The following is a 15,814-nucleotide window of genomic DNA, read 5'->3' on the forward strand; positions in this document are numbered from 1 at the left end:
TAAAAAAATTTCTGTGAAACCAATACCAATAAGAAGCGGAGCAGCATCATGACTGTTACAACTACACTGAATAGCGGTGGGTCTGAGTTCGATTATAAACTCGGGAGTGTGTTACGGAAGCGCTCGATGATAGCGACCGGTCTTGGAAATTGTCTGGAGTGGTTTGATTGGACAATTTACGCGATTTTCGCGTCCTATATCGCAAAAGCTATGTTTGATCCTAGAGATCCCGCCTCAGCGCTATTAGGAACGTTGGCTATATTCGCTGTCGGGTTTATTTCACGGCCGCTAGGCGGGATTGTATTTGGCACCCTTTCGGATTCTCGAGGCCGCAAAGCGGTGCTCCTTATCTCGATGCTGCTTATGGGGATCGGCAGCCTTGTCATCGCAGTTGCACCATCGTATGCATCAATTGGGGGTGTTGCGTCGTTTATTATTTTATCTGCCAGATTGCTCCAGGGCTTTGCACACGGGGGTGAGGCTACAGCTTCTTACACCTACCTGGCTGAAATTGCACCTAAAGGGCGGCGTGGCTTATGGTCCAGTAGTATGTATTTTTTCGCTGGTATGGGTAGTCTCTTGGCTTCATTGGTAGGCGCTTTTCTTACTCACATTATATCCCCTGAAGATATGAGCATGTGGGGTTGGCGTATCCCCTTCTATTTAGGAGCTACGCTAACCGTAATTGTCCTTTTTTTACGAAGGAATATGATTGAAAGTGAAGTCCTAGAAGATTATGCCAAGAAGTCTGATCCTGTAAGCCCAGGGGCTGCCAGGGTGGTCGAGTGGTCAAATAAGAAGATACTCCAGCGTTCACTTGGAATTTTTTTCTATCAAGCGGGAGTGGGTATTCCGTTTTATATCTGGACAGGCTATGCAGTAGTCATTGCCATCACCCAGCGAGGTATGGATCCCGGTGACGCCTTCGTGGCTACAGTACTTGCCCAGGTGGTCTATATCGTCGGGGTGCCATTTTGGGGATATGTATCTGACCGCGTGGGACGTAAGCCAGTCACCCTGTTTTACTTCGTAGCTGTTGCGTTATTGACCTTCCCAGCGATGGCCATGATCACGAATCAGGGCTGGACGCTATTCGTTGCACAAGGCGGGATGTTGGCGCTTGTGGCTTGCATAGGGGGAACAATGCCAGCCACCATAACTGAGCAAATTCCCACTCGATATCGAGCACGTGTTATGGGGGGGGCATTGTCTATCGGGGTAGCGGTTTTCGGAGGTACTGCACCTTATCTAAACTCTTGGCTTTCTGGATCAGATCGCGGGTGGGTATTTAACATTTACGTAATCACAATAGTTCTGGTGGCTGCTGCTGTCGTCGCGACTTGGCGCGAAACTAAGGGTATTGATTTGCGGGACGTTAACTAATAGTGACTTGTGCTGAAATGACTTAAGTTGCTGTCCCGTACGAAATGGTGATGAGTCAGGATGGGGCGGTGCACTCGGTCCTATCTTGCACTTATTTAAATATAAACAAGTTGCCTGGCAGTTTCTTTGACTAAGCTCTTTGTGTCGATTAATGATGGAGTCCAGTTTGCATAAGGGTTTCGCTATTCTCTATGAGGAAAGGGTGTGGTGCTTGGTGGCGTGTCTTGTTCTCTATTTCGGTTGTTAATAATTTAATGCTCTGAAATATTGAAGTTGTAGAGAAGTATCATGCGGTGTTTCGTGCTTTTTATATGAATAAGCGTCTCCCACGCCAATTCACCTCAGCTCTCCTCAATTCGTTTGATATGGTCTTCGGGTGCGGTCGTAGCGGAGGCGTTGTTGAGTGAATGGAAGTGATTCGATGCTTGCATGATAATTAGCTGTTTAAACTTCTTTGCTCTGATTTACTGCTGATAATTCTGGAGAAAACAATAATGAAAACTTACTCTATGGCACTCGTAACATCTATCTGTACTCCGGGTTTGATTACAAGTCAGATTGCCAGCGCTGAACTAATAAAAGATAGCAAAGCTAGTGTCGAAGCGCGCAACTTTTACTTTAATCGTGATCTGCATGATACTATGGATGCACAGCAATCAAAACGCGAAGAATGGGCGCAGGGATTTATCCTCAAGGCGGAATCCGGATATACCTCTGGAGCCGTCGGCTTCGGTTTGGATGCTTATGCTGGTCTCGGTTTAAAACTTGACTCTTCAGACGAGCGGGCCGGCACTAACTTGCTGCCCAGTAAATTCGGAGACGATGGTCCTGGTGGATATTCAGAGACAACCGTCACGTTGAAAGCGAAAATTTCCAAAACAGCGGTCAAACTCGGCGGCTTGATGCCTCGGCTGCCGACCGTAACTGCAAATGACTCCCGCCTTTTACCTCAGAATTTCCTTGGGGGGCACGTTAACTCCCAGGAAATAGCGGGGCTAAATTTCGATGTGGGTCAAATTAGAAAGGTCAATCAACAGGACTCTAGCGACTTCCAGGACTTGAGTCTAAATTCTGTTGGGGGTAGGCGTAACTTCAAATTTGGTAGTAACGGCAATCAGGGGGAAGACTTCAGTTTTGGTGGTGTGTCTTACAAATGGCATAGTGGTCTCACAACTGCATACAACTATGGAGAGCTAGAAAAACTTTATAAACAGCATATTATCAACATGACCTACGTACTTCCTATTGCCTCCAATCAGTCACTGAAGTCCGATCTTCGTTATGCATATTCGACTGATGACGGCGGGAGCAATGTTGATAATAGGGCTTTCGGTGCAATGCTTTCCTACTCGCTGAGCGGTCACATTCTTGGTTTGGGTTATCAAAGGATGAGTGGGGACACTGGCTACGCCTATCTCAATGGTGCAGGTGCTTTTTTGGTGAACTACGTTCAGATAGGTGACTTTGCAAGTAAAGATGAGTTTTCTTGGCAAGCGCGCTACGATTTCGATTTTGCTTCCGTTGGAGTACCGGGCCTGACATTTATGACTCGGTATATCAGAGGTACTAACATCGACCAAGGCACAGGGCTTGCTGAGGGGAAGGAGTGGGAACGGAATATGGATATAGTTTATGTTGTCCAGCAAGGGCCTTTGAAGAACCTCATGTTGAAATGGCGCAACGCTACAGTACGTAACAACTTCGCAAATGACTTTGACGAAAATCGTTTGATTCTAAGTTACACTGTGTCTCTTTACTGATGATCTGACATATGGAGCAATCGGAGTTACAATGCGGGCAGTAAGATTGAAGCGTTAATGAATGTGGCCGCCATGTCAATAAGTCCGCAGGTGGTATGACCGGAGGAGTGAGCGCGTCGTATGAAGGATCACGCGACGCAGTCGCTTATCGATCAAATCCGGACGGGTGTACGGGTACTACCCGATTTGTTCTGTGGGCTTAAACTGCATATGCACGTGTCTTACGTCAGTATAGGGATGAATACCGTCCTGACCTAATTCACACCCCAACCCGGATATTTTTCTACCCCTAAATGGAGCTGCGACATTGTCTTTGATCGGGTCGTATGATCCATACATGGCCCCTGTCGATCTCAGTGGCCGCACGCGTGGCCGATTCGAGGCTCGAGGTAAAGATCGTCGCATCCAGACCAAAATCGGCATCATTGGCCTATAGGCAATAGCCTCCTCTAGGGAGCATACACTGTAGGCGGTGATTGAAAGCTGACCCACACTGCCGATTGAAAAATGACCCGGGGCGGATTGCTGATTTTTGCCCCAACAATTGTGGATAAGCTTAGCAGTCGTGTTCCGCTTGAAGGCTGATCAAGCCCGACCGCATGTAGGCATGCAGCAGGGTATTTATGGTGCCGGTCAGAACGGTGCGTCGTCCTCGATATCCTCTGCATTCTTGCGCTTTCGTTCACGCGATTTGAACTTTGTCTGGTCTGCCAAGGTGCTGTGTTGTAGGCGGTAGGGCTCGTTGCGCGTTTGGACGATGTAGCAGTGGTGTGTAAGCTGGTCCAGTAACGCTGTGGTCATCTTGGCGTCAGCCAACACACTCGACCATTCCGAGAAATTGAGTTGGTGGTGATGACCACGCTGGTGTGTTCGTACAGCTTGGAAAGCAGGTGAAATAACAATGCGCCACCATTTTGGCTGAAGGCAAGTACCCAAGCTCATCGAGTATCATCAGGTTTGTGCGAAGTAGCTTCTGGGCGATTCGGCCTGCCTTACCATCTTACTTTTGACGCTCCAGCAGATTGACCAGAACCACCGTGGAGAAGAACCCTACTCGTTCTTATGCGTCGTTTTTCCTGACACAACCAAGGCACTGGTCAGGTGTCTTTTCCTTGTTCAAGGCCGGCCGATGAAGACCACATTTTTACGCTGGCTCCCTAACCTTCTGGTAGGATAACTCCTTGACCAGAAAGACAATCATCCCTAGAAACGCTGAAGTCAAAGTTAGCTAAATCAAGGTACATGGGAAGCTTTGGCACGTTCATCTGATGATTCACAGAGCGCACGGCGCGATCTGCCTGCTCCTGTTGGAGTAGATGCTCAAGCAGCCATTTCGAGGATGCCGTCGAAGCTTCTCCCTTCGCCGCCAACTCTTCCCAAGCTTGAGCTATGCCACGTAGACGCAGTTCTTTAAGTTCTGCCATCAATCACGCATTGCGGCTCTCCTCATCTGTTGTACGGAATTGGTCAGATCGGGCCGTGTTGGCAACGGGACCCACCCTGAGTTGCAGGCTGGTTTCTACGGAAGGCGGCTGTGCAGTAGCGGTGAGCCGGACGAGAACATTTAAGATGTGATCGGCGCTCAGACTTCCCGAGTCAAGCACCAGTTCTACGCTACTAGCACCGGATCAAGACCGGCGATGGGCGCGGCAGTGTGCACCTGCGTCATGATTCGTTCACCGTTGCTATGAAGTCTCAGGTCCCGTTTTAAAAGCCGCAACGGCTGGGGCAGATAGGTAAACGGTGCGCCATTGCGCAGTGCACCCGGCTGCGCTCGATGAGTGGGATGTAATGCTGCCAGTCAAAACTGACCTGATCTCGATCAAAGAGACGCTCGTGGCTGGCGATCATCATGTCATCGGCGATGACCACGATCCGGGATGTGTAAAGACGGCTGCTCACTCACTGGCCGACTTGCTCACAAGACACCGAGTGGCGATTTCGTGCGACACTGATGAGGCAGGTGCTGGAGACCCTCACGGTGCGCTCTACGAAGCCATCAAAGGCGGTCGGCATCGGCATCATTTCGACGCGCTCCAGCTCCAAAACTTCCGCCACCGTCAGCCCGTTGTAATGCGGATGCAGCAGCTCTTTCTAGGGCGCACGACAGCGTGGGCCGAGCCAGGCACTCAGTTCCTCAAAGGTGTGGAGCATGCAGTTTTGAGTGTCAAGCCAAATGCGCCGGCGACCGTCTTAAACGTTATTTTCGACAATGCCCTTTTCCCATCCAGAGACTACGTTGCAGAAATCCGGATCGAACAGGTAGTGCGCGGGTATCCCGGAAAACCGAGCATTGACTATGCGGCCCTTGCCTTTATAGACGTCATCGTCAACCGTTTTCAGGTTGTCGTAGATGCCGCGACGCGGCACGCCACCTAACGCTCCGAACGAGCGTATATGGGCATCGACCAGCATCTCGTGACCTTGGCGGGTACGCAACCAACCGGAATGCGCGATTGGCGCACAGCTTCATGTGGGAGACCTGGTTTCTTTGAAACAGACCACCGATCAGCAGCCCTTCTTCGCTCCAGTCAAATTGAAAGGCTTCACCGAGCGCAAACGTCAGCGGTGCTAATAGCTCGTAAAGACTTGCCTTGCTCACCTCGCCAAGAGCTTACAAACTCCGTGAGCTGCCTATAGCAGCCTTCATAACCCTCGGTGTTGACCTGCTCAAAAAGTGCTTTCGCACTTCTGCGATTGTGCTTTGCTCCGAACGAATCGACTGTCAGCATCTGTTCCAACGTGTCGTGGAAAGGGCTGAGGTTGTTGAAGGTCGAGCACCGCTGGTACGCTGGCCGAGTAGCTTCGGGCGCTTTGATCCATTTTCGGATAGTGTTTCTCGACAACCCGGTACGCTTGGCTATCTAGTGCAGCGAGAGCCCGCCGCGGAAGTACATCCGCCGGGTTTTTTCCAACATTTCCCATGCTGATCACCCCGTATTCTCATACACGGAAAGTGAGCAGGAGCAGTTGAACACCTGGGTCAGTTTTCAGTCGGCAGAAAAGCCTTTACTGGGTCAGTTCTCGCTCAGCGGCAACAGCGAAGGCGAAGCGGTGCGCCTGGCACGCGGCTCGGCTGCGGCCATTGGTGAAATCGAGGAGTTCTGCGAGGCCCATGGGATATACGCTCACTTCCGACGGGCTGGCTGGTCGTCAACGGCTACCAGCGATGCCCTGCGGGGTGCATGAAGGACGTTTTGCAGACCTGCCAGCGACTCGGCGAAGCCCTGTCCATGCCCTTGTCCAACCGCGAAATCGCCCGTCGCACTCGCCAATGCATCTGGAAGGCGTGTTGGAAATCAGTAATGCCACCGCGCGCCCGGCGCGGTTGGTACGCGGGCTACGCCGTGTGGCGCTGGAGCATGGTGCAAAGATTTCGCGAACACGCCTTAATTGGTCTGGAGCGTGGCGAGCCTGCCGTGCTGCAGGTAACAAGAGGACAGCTCACAACTTAGAACGTCGTGCTGGAGAACAACGTGTTGGCGGCGGCGATCCCCTGCGCTACGCCGCACCGTCTTGCCAGTAACTGGAACGATAATCGATATCGCGCCTATTCCCGAAAGTTTGGAAGCGATTGGCTGGATAGGCGAGGAGGCCATTACCGATTCGCAACTGATGGTCGATTACTACCGCACCACCCAGGACGGGTGAATTGCGTTCGGTAAAGGCACCCGGATGATCGGCTACGGCAGCCGGATATATGCTAGCTACGACGATAATATTCAACTCAGCCAAGACATCAAACAGGATTTTCGACGTCCTTATACGCATCTCAGTAACGTGACGATCACTCATTCGTGGTGCGGTCCCGTCGATCGAACGTTCGATAGCCTTCCGGTGGTTGGTCACCTGAAGGGAGCGACGAACATAGAGTACGGCATTGGTTGGAGCGGCAATGGCGTGGGGCCGAGCCGTCTGGGCGGACGCATTCTCGCCAGCCTGGCGCTAGGGCTGGAGGTGAGTGAGGCCACTGCGGATTGGTCGGTCGTAAACCGAAACTGTTTCCACCCTGCCGGCGGATTGATGGTGCGCAATGCAGCGCAAGGAGGCGGCAGAAGCGGACAGTCGCAGCCTCGTTCGACTGGACCCTGCGGTCGCTGGCCTGGAGTCGGCGGGGCTGGAAGACAAGAATCGTTAGAATAAAGAAAGGGTCATGCTGCAACCGATTGTATTAGCGAGTACCGCCGATTTGGTCCTTCCTGTCGCTGGCCCGGTAAGTGACCATCGACAAACCTGTGATGAGCACCGACACCCATGCTGGAGAGGGGCCAGTCGGCCTGCAGGCCGGTATCTGGGAGTGATCGCCTAAGCGCTGGCTTTGCAAGGTGCTGGCGCGTGAGTTTAGTCATTTTATTGCCAGTCATTGCATTTTCATCCGGGCGGAGGCCAGCCATTGAACGTCACGTGGGTGACGCATTGTTGTTTCCTGTGAACTGTCACGGCGTCTGGGATATCCGCGAAACCGTGCGCAAGAGTTTCGTGATCATGCCCTAAATCTGGTGACTGCCGTTGCGAGTAGAGTTTGAGGAGTGACGATCTCCCCGGGGGGGATCCAGTGCAGCGCCCGTTATGGTTCCTGTAATTTAGCAGAATCGGTGTACCGGTGATGCCGATATCATCTAGCTTGAGTGTTTAAGATGAGTGCGTCTGTGCATAAAAGGATAAGTAGCAGTTAATTGGCGCGTAGAGTCAATGTAAATGACATCTATTGTCAATTCGAGATTCTCATGGTCTGTCATAGTGGTTATCAGATACCAATAGTTATTAATATCGATTCTTTCCAGTTAATGAGAGATTTTATAGGAAATGGTATATTAAGGTTTTGGTAAGATTTATCTAGAGGATAAAACATAAACATTAAAAGATGCATTGATTGCGCTATCTAACAACATTGCTGATACCGTCAGGCGTAGGTGCAGTAAGTTATTGGCGCATATTTATCATCCTATTGCGTGCGTTATCTGGTCGAGGTGGTGGCAGCTGTGTTGCCGCGTTGCGAGCGTCGTTGCCATTTCATGTTGCTTAAATATTTGATTGTTAGCACATGTCTTCCCGCGGAGAGGTAGGGTGAGTATCGAACTGGTAATTTAGTAAGATGGGGCGCAGAGCTATGCAGCATATTGATCTACAGGTTATTGAGCATGCGTTAGCTTGGTCTCTTGCGGGGGAGGTTGTGTGGCTGTGCACTGTCTTGGGTACTTTTGGCTCGTCACCGCGCGAACCCGGATCGATGTTAGTCGCGCGGCGAGATGGCGGGCATATTGGTTCCTTGTCGGGTGGTTGTGTCGAAGAAGATTTTATCGAGCGACTTCAAGCTGGTGAGTTTAATCATCCAACAACTATTCTGCGCTATGGTGACTCTTCAGGACCACAAGGTCCACGGATATCACTGCCATGTGGCGGCATCCTCAAAGTTTTGGTGGAGCGTTTTTCGGCTGTCCCTGAAAGTTGGTCTCAAATGGAGTGTTTACTTGCAACTTTGCGAGGGCAGCTCCGCGTGACTCGCCACGTTGATTTGCGCGACGGTAAAGTACACTTGAGTGAGGATGTTGGTTTGGGTCCTCGCGTGATTGAGGGGCCGGATGGTATGTCTCTGCAGATCCGATTCGGTCCATCTATTCGTCTTATAATTGCCGGTATCTCGCCTGTTTCTGTGGTCTGCGCAGACTTTGCGCGTACTCTAGGTTTTGAGGTTATAGTCTGTGATCCGCGAGAGGAGGCTCACATAGGTTTCAACGTGTCTGGCATTGAGGTTCGCAAACAACTGCCCTCACAATTCATTGCTGCCAACGGTTGTCATCAAGCCACAGCCGTCGTGGCATTAACCCACGACCCCCGTATTGACGACCTTGCCATTATCGAAGCGGTACGTACGCCAGCATTTTATATCGGTGTTATGGGATCTGTACGCACTTCAGCAGTCCGAGCTCAGCGACTGCGACGCTCTGGGGGGTTGAGTGAGGCGGATATCGCCCGCTTGCATATGCCTGTTGGTTTGGCGCTGGGTAGCAAGACCCCTGCTGAAATTGCGTTGGCTGCGATGGCCGATATTATTCGCGTATACCGGGCACGGCCGCGCGATGAGCTCTGAGGCTTCCTATCGGATTGTAGATATACGAGGCAGGCGATTTCGCAGCCTCCAGCTAAGTTCGATCAGTGCCTGCAATTGCGTGCGCTTGCGTTCTGAAAACGGTGCTCTGCCGCTTGAAAAATTTTTGACAGCAGTGGAGTACCTTAAGCAGGTTCATGACCTACGTACCTTGCGTCTCGCTGGGGGTAAGCCTTCGATCAGTCCGCTGTTTGATCGCTTGGAAGTGGCACTCGGGTCTCTTGACTTTGAGGGCGTGTCACTGACCAATAATGATCAATTACTGTCTCGTAAGGTTGGCATGTTGCGCGACGCCGCAATTAAGCGCATCAACGTCTCGCTGGAGACCCTCAATCCACGAGACTTTCGTCGTATCGCCCGTGGAGGGGATTTGAGTGAGGTGCTCAGTGGCATCGAAAAGGCACTCGGCGCTGGACTGCAGTTAAAGATTAACATTGTCCCTATGCGTGGACATAACTACGAGCAAATTCTGCTTGACTTCTGCCTCGCCCTGGGAGCTGGGCTACGTTTTATCGAGCTAATACGGATGGGGCATCTAGCGAGCGATTGCGAGTCCTTTTCGCAGCAATTCATTGGTATGCAAAAGATCCTTGCTCTTGTATCGCAGAGGCATTTCTTCGCACCATTAGCAGGTACGACGGTTGCCACTACGCAGCGTTCCGAGATCCCTGGTCGAGGTTGCTTTGGCATAATCGCAAATGAGAGCGCTCCGTTCTGCGTCAGTTGCACTTGCCTACGACTTACCTCAACAGGCTGGCTTTATAGATGCCTTTCGTTTAGTCGCAGCCGTTATTTTTGCAGCCTACTGGATCTACCCAAGAATGAGGCGTTGACGGCGATTAGAGAGTCATCTAAACGTGCCTTGGCGGATAAGCAGAGGCAGGAGCTTACTGGCGATATTCTGTTGATGAAATTAATCGGTGGTTGATCGACATAGCGACAGAAGGAATCTTGCGGGACCGGTTTGTGGTGTAACTTACTCTAGTTTAAGTCTTTTCAACCGCTCGCGACAACACGCGCACTGCAAACGAGCGAAAGTTATAATGTGCATTGTTTCTATCAACGGCAACGTATTCAATACAGCAGGCCCCGTCAGTTCTTAGCGATTAAAACGTATCTGAATCACAATGATTTGAATGACCAATTTTTACAGGCGTTTGCTATAGATAAACAGTTGATGGCGTCGGAACTTCTCGCTTCTGGTCTCCTTCACAAGTGGTTATTTCAAAGCTTTAGACTTGGATGGTTGGTGCTTCGATTGCGGTTCTATTGCTCTGTAGAGTCTATCGTAAGAATGGATTGCCTATTTATTTTAATGGGTTCATCTACATTGCTATAGAGGTTACTCCTTGTTCTTCGGTGTCGACAAAAAAATTCCGTATCCGATAGATAATGATTTGTAGAAGAAGTGATCAGCTAACATAAGCGATGGCTACCATAAAGGTGCGGGGGTGAAGGGTGATAAAGTTTAGATCAGTTCAGACTTTTTTTGTCGCTCAGTCGGGAGTGGCAATGGTGTTAATTATAGCAACGTTGTTAGGCTTAAGTTTTTTGTTTGGCAAAACCAATACCGAGGAGATTAAAAAGGCTACAAACATTTTGGCTGCGGACAAGGCTCAGGCGGAACTCACCAATCTTGCAAAATCCAAAGCGACCGAAATAAGCGCCAAACTTAAATCATCACTACAAGTGGCAAAAGATCTCGCCGTAACTAACTCTTTGCTAGGAAAGAAAAATCCCTCAGGTGATCCTCTTGCAACCTTATCTAGGGAGCATCTTTCCAACTTGATTAAAGAGATGCTGATTGCGAACTCGGACCTGTCAAGTGTCTACCTTGCTTGGGAACCTGGAGCATTTGACAATGAAGATGCGCTTTATTCAGGCGAAGTATCAAATGGTTACGATGGCTCAGGTAGATTTCTAACCACTTGGTACCGTGACGCCAAACAACAGGTGAAAATTATGGCCGCCCCCTCTGTTGATAGTCGCACCAAGACGGGGACTGGGGATCGGGAAGGTGAATATTATCTTTGCGCTAAAGAAAGAAAGTTGCCATGTGTTACTGATCCAGCTGTATATGACATGGGGTCAGGTAAAAAAGAATTACTTTCCTCTTTTACGGTTCCGATTATCATAGATAATGCTTTCTTTGGTGTGGCGGGAGTCGACGTACCGTTATCGTTTATTCAGCGTCTGTTGGTTGAAAGCAATAGTGCTCTTTATAAGGGCGTAGGAACCATGACCTTGCTGTCAGCAAACAATCGTATTGTGGCAAGCACAGCTAATGAGGAAGAAATGGGGAAGCTCGCCTCTAATATTCTTTCTCCAGATGATATCTCTTTATTACAAACTGCTAAAAACCACTTTGTACGTTACGAGGTTGATGAAAAAGCTGGGGTTGTCAAGTTGTCTATGCCCTTAGAGGTCACTGATTCGGGATTATCTTGGACGTTATTTGTGAAAATTCCGCTTGAAGTTGTCATGAAGCAGGCGTGGGATTTGCAGCAGGAACTGGTGAGTAATAGCGTGCGGGATCTTCGAGCAATGGCGTTGATTAGTACATTTGTCGCAGTGGTAGGCGTTTGCCTGTTGTGGTTCATCAGCTTAGGAGTTGGGCGCCCGCTTAAGCAAGCAGCAAATCGACTTTCAGATATCGCTGATGGTGAGGGGGACCTGACACGCTCTCTGAACATTGATCGTCGTGATGAACTAGGTGCAATCGGTGCTGGATTCAATAATTTCTTAGTCAAGCTTAGGCTTTTGATAGGTCAAGTTGCTTCGCTTACTGCGGATATCGCTGATACTGCGAACACTATGCGCGCAAACTCTGACGTAACTGTGACCAAAGTAGAAAAGCAACTGGAAGCAGTCGAGCTTATCGCGGCGGCGGCCCAGGAAATGGCTGCTACTGCTCACGAAGTATCTCAAAGTGCAGGTAGGGCGGCCGATGCAGCAAACAATGCTGACCAATCTGTAAGGTCAGGTCAGGCTGTTGTGTTAGCAAGCGCTCTAGCTACGCAAAAGCTTCAAGAGGATCTGGTTCATGCTTCTGACATGGTCCAAGCACTGGCTGCGGGAAGTTCTGAGATCAACAAAATACTCCACAGTATTCAGACTATAGCAGGGCAAACAAACTTGTTGGCGTTAAATGCTGCAATCGAAGCAGCTCGGGCCGGAGAGCAAGGTCGGGGTTTTGCTGTCGTTGCGGACGAAGTTAGAAGTCTTGCAATGAAGACTCAAAGTTCTACGTTGGAAATCAACGCTATGGTTGAGAAGCTGAATATAGGTATTCGAGAGGTTGTAGTGGCTATGGAGCATAGCGGTAGTCGAATGAATGAGAGCATTCGCCACTCCGACGATACGACTACGGCGTTAAGTAGTATAGCGGTTGCTGTATCGCTTATTAATGATATGAATTTACAAATCGCTAGTGCGGCTGAAGAACAAAGTATGGTCGCTGAAGATATTAGCAGGAACATTGAGAGTATTAATAGTGCTGCTGCAGAGGTGGCGCGAGAGGCGCAGAACAGTGCCTCTGTGAGTGCGGGGCTTACTAAGCTGAGTACTCAGCAAAGGCTATTAATAAAGCAGTTTAAATATTAAGTGGCGTTGGGCAGTAACGATGGTGGTGTGTTGCCGATTTATCTATTCGATACGAGATCGAAGCCCTAAGGGCGTGCGAACGAAACCGCCAGTCGAAACTGGGAGGGTGATAGGTGCATTAGACGTTCTTCAAAATCTTGCAGGTATAAGTGGGTGGCCAGCACCCCCTAGGGATGCTCCGATCAACTTGTCGTGCAGCCGCGGCAAGTTGCAATTTTCCAGGCACCTACAGCGTCATTGGACGAAAAGTGACCGAAAAATCATGTACGGAGAGCTTTTTCGACCGGTTCTCCGTGTTAAACGCGAACCTCACCCATACCCATGAGCTGTTTTCGAACCCTCCACAGGTTTGCCAGGGCGAACAGCGTGGTCAACTGAGCCGTGTTTTTCATCAGCCCACGAAAACGTATTTTCACGTAACCAAACTGCCGCTTGATCACGCGAAACGGATGCTCGACCTTGGCCCGTGTCTGAGCCTTGCAGAACTCGATCTTGCGCTTGGCTTTGTACAGTACGCTGCGCTGGTTCAGCTTGGAATAGGTGCTGCGACGCGCTGCAATCTGCCAGATCACCCCCCGATTTTCATGCTCTTCGCGCCTTTCGACACCGGTGTAACCGGCATCTGCATACACGGCGTTTTCTTCGCCATGCAGCAGTTCAGCCACCTGCGTGACATCGGCCACATTGGCAGCGGTGCCATGGACGTGATGCACCAGGCCGGACTCGACATCGGCACCGATGTGCGCCTTCATCCCGAAGAAATACTGACCGCCTTTCTTGGTCTGGTGCATCTCGGGATCACGCTTGCCTTCTTTATTTTTGGTCGAGCTGGGGGCATGAATAATGGTGGCATCGACGATGGTGCCTTGGCGCAGCGACAGGCCTTTTTCCTGCAGATAACCATTGATGACCGCAAGGATTGCCGGTGCGAGCTGATGCTTCTCCAGCAAGTGCCGGAAGTTCATGATCGTGGTGTCTTCGGGGATTGGCGCGCTCAGCGTCAGGCGTGCGAACTGGCGCATGGGCGTGATTTCGTAGAGCGCTTCCTCCATGGCCGGGTCGCTCAGGGAGAACCAGTTCTGCAACAGATGGATGCGCAGCATGGTTTCCAGAGGATAGGGTTTTCTACCGCCGCCGGCCTTGGGGTAGAACGGTTCGATCAGCTCCAGCAGGCCTGCCCAGGGCACCACCTGATCCATTTCGGCGAGGAAGCGCTCTCGGCGGGTTTGCTTGCGCTTGCCGGCGTACTCAAAGTCGGAAAAGCTCATCTGGCTCATGGGCGGCTCGGATCAGGTGTTGCGGGGATTCTCGCATAACTGAAGGCTTGTTCGGAGATTCCCTAGGTGATTATTTGCTACATCCGGGACCGTCGTGTGACCGGCGTCACTGCGATTACTCTTCTTGTCGCTGATCAAGAGCGTGTCACGTCGGTTGCCTTCATAGCTTCGCCAGAGGCGCTCGACGCGAGGCCTAGCAAGGTGGGTTTGAAGTCGCACTACCGCTCCATCTTTCGGTCAAGGCTGCGCCCGGATCGGCGCGCTGGTCATGCCGTGAGGTAAGGCGGTGAGCGCACCGATGACTACATCAGTTTTGAGTTGACAACTATATGTACAGCCATATAATTATTCTGTATCGTCTGGAGCCCAAGGTGTCGGCGCCCTTAAGTGCCCACGCCTAAGCGCATAACAAGGCATTCGCCCAAAAAATGAGGAAGCACAATGAGCATGAAACAGCGCGTAATTATCGTAGGAGGGGGGCCGGTAGGGCTGCTGACTGCCTTGGGCCTAGCAAAGGCGGGGACAAATGTGGTGGTGCTGGAAGCTGAGAGCCAACCCAGCGATAGTCCGCGCGCGCTCGTTTATCATTTTCCGGTACTGCCACACCTGAAGCGGTTGGGCGTGCTTGATGACTGCGTCGCGGCTGGTTTAATGAGGCAGAATTTTGCATGGCGCGTTCACTCTACCAGTGAAATGATCTTCTGGGACCTCAGTTGTCTTGAGGGCGATGTTGAATTGCCTTACGCGCTGCATTTGGGTCAGGACAAGCTTTCCAGGATACTAATCGAGCATCTCAAAGCCTTGCCGAATGTTGAAGTGCGATACTCATCGCCAGTCGTTGATTGCGAAGTGGGCCCGCGGTCTGTTCGGGTAGTTCTTGGGGGCGAGTCGCCGGGCGTGATTGTCGAAGGGGATTGGTTAATCGGAGCTGATGGCGCTAATAGCTTCGTGCGTCGAGAGGTTTTGAATCAAAATTTCTTTGGCATAACTTGGCCGCAACGATATGTAGCTACAAATACCAGGTTCGACTTTGACAAGCTTGGTTTTGGAAAAACTACTATGCAAGTGGACGACGTGTATGGATCTGTAATATGCAATATCGATGCTGATTCTCTATGGCGGGTCACTTTCATGGAAGATCCGAACTTGCCTATGGAAGGCATTCGTGGGCGCATCGATCAAGTGTTTAAAGAGTTGTTGCCGACGAACGATCCATACGAAGTAGTCGCCTTCTCACCATATAGAATGCACCAGCGCGTTACGGATAGAATGCGCAATGGTCGTGTGATCCTTATAGGTGATGCTGCACACGTAACCAACCCAACTGGAGGGCTTGGTTTGACGGGGGGCATGTTCGACGCCTTTGCACTAACATCGGTGTTGAATCAGGTCATACACGACGGTCGTAGTGAAGACATTCTCGACGTGTTCGAAGCCGACCGCCGACGGAAATTTATTGAACTGGTATCACCTAGAGCAAGCGACAATTTGCGTAATTTATATCATCAGAAGCCTGGTGAAGGAAAAAATGACTGGGTAAACAACACTAGAAGCATTTCAAAGGATATAGATAGGATGCGCGATGCTTTGCGTTTTCCAGAGACTATGGAAACCTTTCTGTAGACGGCTGATTAGTTGGTGGGATTCTGATTGCTATAGTTCAATAATAAAATTTTGCGAGC

The 15,814-nt window shown here is 50.5% G+C and carries 10 protein-coding genes and 3 pseudogenes; 8 read left to right on the top strand and 5 right to left on the bottom strand.

From position 1 onward, the window contains the following. The first annotated feature begins 48 nt into the window (after positions 1 to 48). Both KW568_RS06425 and KW568_RS06430 read left to right on the top strand, forming a co-directional pair. Positions 49 to 1,383, top strand: coding sequence for an MFS transporter (locus KW568_RS06425; RefSeq protein WP_013973875.1), 1,335 nt, complete (start codon positions 49 to 51; stop codon positions 1,381 to 1,383). Between the two features lie 494 nt (positions 1,384 to 1,877). Further along, positions 1,878 to 3,143: an OprD family porin gene (locus tag KW568_RS06430; RefSeq protein ID WP_064614984.1), complete on the top strand. Its 1,266-nt coding sequence runs from the start codon at positions 1,878 to 1,880 to the stop codon at positions 3,141 to 3,143. Between the two features lie 289 nt (positions 3,144 to 3,432). Here KW568_RS06430 and KW568_RS31050 read toward each other — a convergent pair. The 3 pseudogenes from KW568_RS31050 to istA form a co-directional block, all read right to left on the bottom strand. Further along, positions 3,433 to 3,561: pseudogene (locus KW568_RS31050) on the bottom strand (hypothetical protein); the annotation flags it as partial. 215 nt (positions 3,562 to 3,776) lie between these two features. Continuing rightward, positions 3,777 to 4,567: pseudogene (gene istB / locus KW568_RS06435) on the bottom strand (IS21-like element helper ATPase IstB). A gap of 3 nt (positions 4,568 to 4,570) precedes the next feature. Further along, positions 4,571 to 6,007, bottom strand: a pseudogene (gene istA / locus KW568_RS06440) (IS21 family transposase). Positions 6,008 to 6,113: 106 nt separating this feature from the next. On the opposite strand from istA, the gene KW568_RS06445 reads away from it, so the two are divergent. Beyond that, complete coding sequence (locus KW568_RS06445; RefSeq protein WP_052760631.1) at positions 6,114 to 6,332, top strand: hypothetical protein; 219 nt, start codon at positions 6,114 to 6,116, stop codon at positions 6,330 to 6,332. A gap of 312 nt (positions 6,333 to 6,644) precedes the next feature. On the opposite strand, the gene KW568_RS06450 is transcribed toward KW568_RS06445, so the two are convergent. Further along, the gene (locus tag KW568_RS06450; protein ID WP_135846678.1) at positions 6,645 to 6,938 is read right to left on the bottom strand and encodes a hypothetical protein; all 294 of its coding nucleotides are present in this window, start codon (positions 6,936 to 6,938) and stop codon (positions 6,645 to 6,647) included. Here KW568_RS06450 and KW568_RS31055 point away from each other — a divergent pair. The 4 genes from KW568_RS31055 to KW568_RS06465 all read left to right on the top strand — a co-directional run bounded on the left by KW568_RS31055 (position 6,819) and on the right by KW568_RS06465 (position 12,855). Then, positions 6,819 to 7,286, top strand: a complete 468-nt coding sequence (locus KW568_RS31055) for an FAD-dependent oxidoreductase (protein WP_327127016.1) — start codon at positions 6,819 to 6,821, stop codon at positions 7,284 to 7,286. The genes KW568_RS06450 and KW568_RS31055 overlap by 120 nt on opposite strands. Before the next feature lie 967 nt (positions 7,287 to 8,253). Continuing rightward, entirely contained in the window at positions 8,254 to 9,234 is a 981-nt protein-coding gene (locus KW568_RS06455) for an XdhC family protein (RefSeq protein ID WP_046816056.1), read from the top strand. A 79-nt stretch (positions 9,235 to 9,313) separates the two neighbouring features. Then, positions 9,314 to 10,180: a radical SAM protein gene (locus KW568_RS06460; protein WP_256544961.1), complete on the top strand. Its 867-nt coding sequence runs from the start codon at positions 9,314 to 9,316 to the stop codon at positions 10,178 to 10,180. Between the two features lie 584 nt (positions 10,181 to 10,764). Beyond that, positions 10,765 to 12,855: a methyl-accepting chemotaxis protein gene (locus KW568_RS06465; protein WP_135846676.1), complete on the top strand. Its 2,091-nt coding sequence runs from the start codon at positions 10,765 to 10,767 to the stop codon at positions 12,853 to 12,855. Between the two features lie 296 nt (positions 12,856 to 13,151). Here KW568_RS06465 and KW568_RS06470 read toward each other — a convergent pair whose 3' ends face one another. Further along, positions 13,152 to 14,132 carry an IS5-like element ISPa41 family transposase gene (locus KW568_RS06470; protein WP_003117291.1) on the bottom strand — a complete coding sequence of 327 codons (981 nt, stop codon included), beginning with the start codon at positions 14,130 to 14,132 and terminating at the stop codon, positions 13,152 to 13,154. A 441-nt stretch (positions 14,133 to 14,573) separates the two neighbouring features. Between KW568_RS06470 and hspB the strand changes: the two genes are divergently transcribed. Continuing rightward, a complete protein-coding gene (gene hspB, locus KW568_RS06475) occupies positions 14,574 to 15,755 on the top strand; it encodes a 6-hydroxy-3-succinoylpyridine 3-monooxygenase HspB (RefSeq protein ID WP_013973865.1) in 1,182 nt (393 codons plus the stop codon). Positions 15,756 to 15,814 lie beyond the last annotated feature (59 nt).

Source organism: Pseudomonas sp. HD6515, from assembly GCF_024971855.1.
In the GTDB taxonomy this organism is placed as follows: Bacteria; Pseudomonadota; Gammaproteobacteria; order Pseudomonadales; family Pseudomonadaceae; genus Aquipseudomonas; species Aquipseudomonas alloputida.

Coding starts and splice junctions, on each gene's coding strand:
- KW568_RS06425 (WP_013973875.1), top strand. CDS start 49: ATGACTGTTACAACTACACTGAATAGCGGTGGGTCTGAGTTCGATTAT.
- KW568_RS06430 (WP_064614984.1), top strand. CDS start 1,878: ATGAAAACTTACTCTATGGCACTCGTAACATCTATCTGTACTCCGGGT.
- KW568_RS31055 (WP_327127016.1), top strand. CDS start 6,819: ATGATCGGCTACGGCAGCCGGATATATGCTAGCTACGACGATAATATT.
- KW568_RS06450 (WP_135846678.1), bottom strand. CDS start 6,938: ATGAGTGATCGTCACGTTACTGAGATGCGTATAAGGACGTCGAAAATC.
- KW568_RS06455 (WP_046816056.1), top strand. CDS start 8,254: ATGCAGCATATTGATCTACAGGTTATTGAGCATGCGTTAGCTTGGTCT.
- KW568_RS06465 (WP_135846676.1), top strand. CDS start 10,765: ATGGTGTTAATTATAGCAACGTTGTTAGGCTTAAGTTTTTTGTTTGGC.
- KW568_RS06470 (WP_003117291.1), bottom strand. CDS start 14,132: ATGAGCCAGATGAGCTTTTCCGACTTTGAGTACGCCGGCAAGCGCAAG.
- hspB (WP_013973865.1), top strand. CDS start 14,574: ATGAGCATGAAACAGCGCGTAATTATCGTAGGAGGGGGGCCGGTAGGG.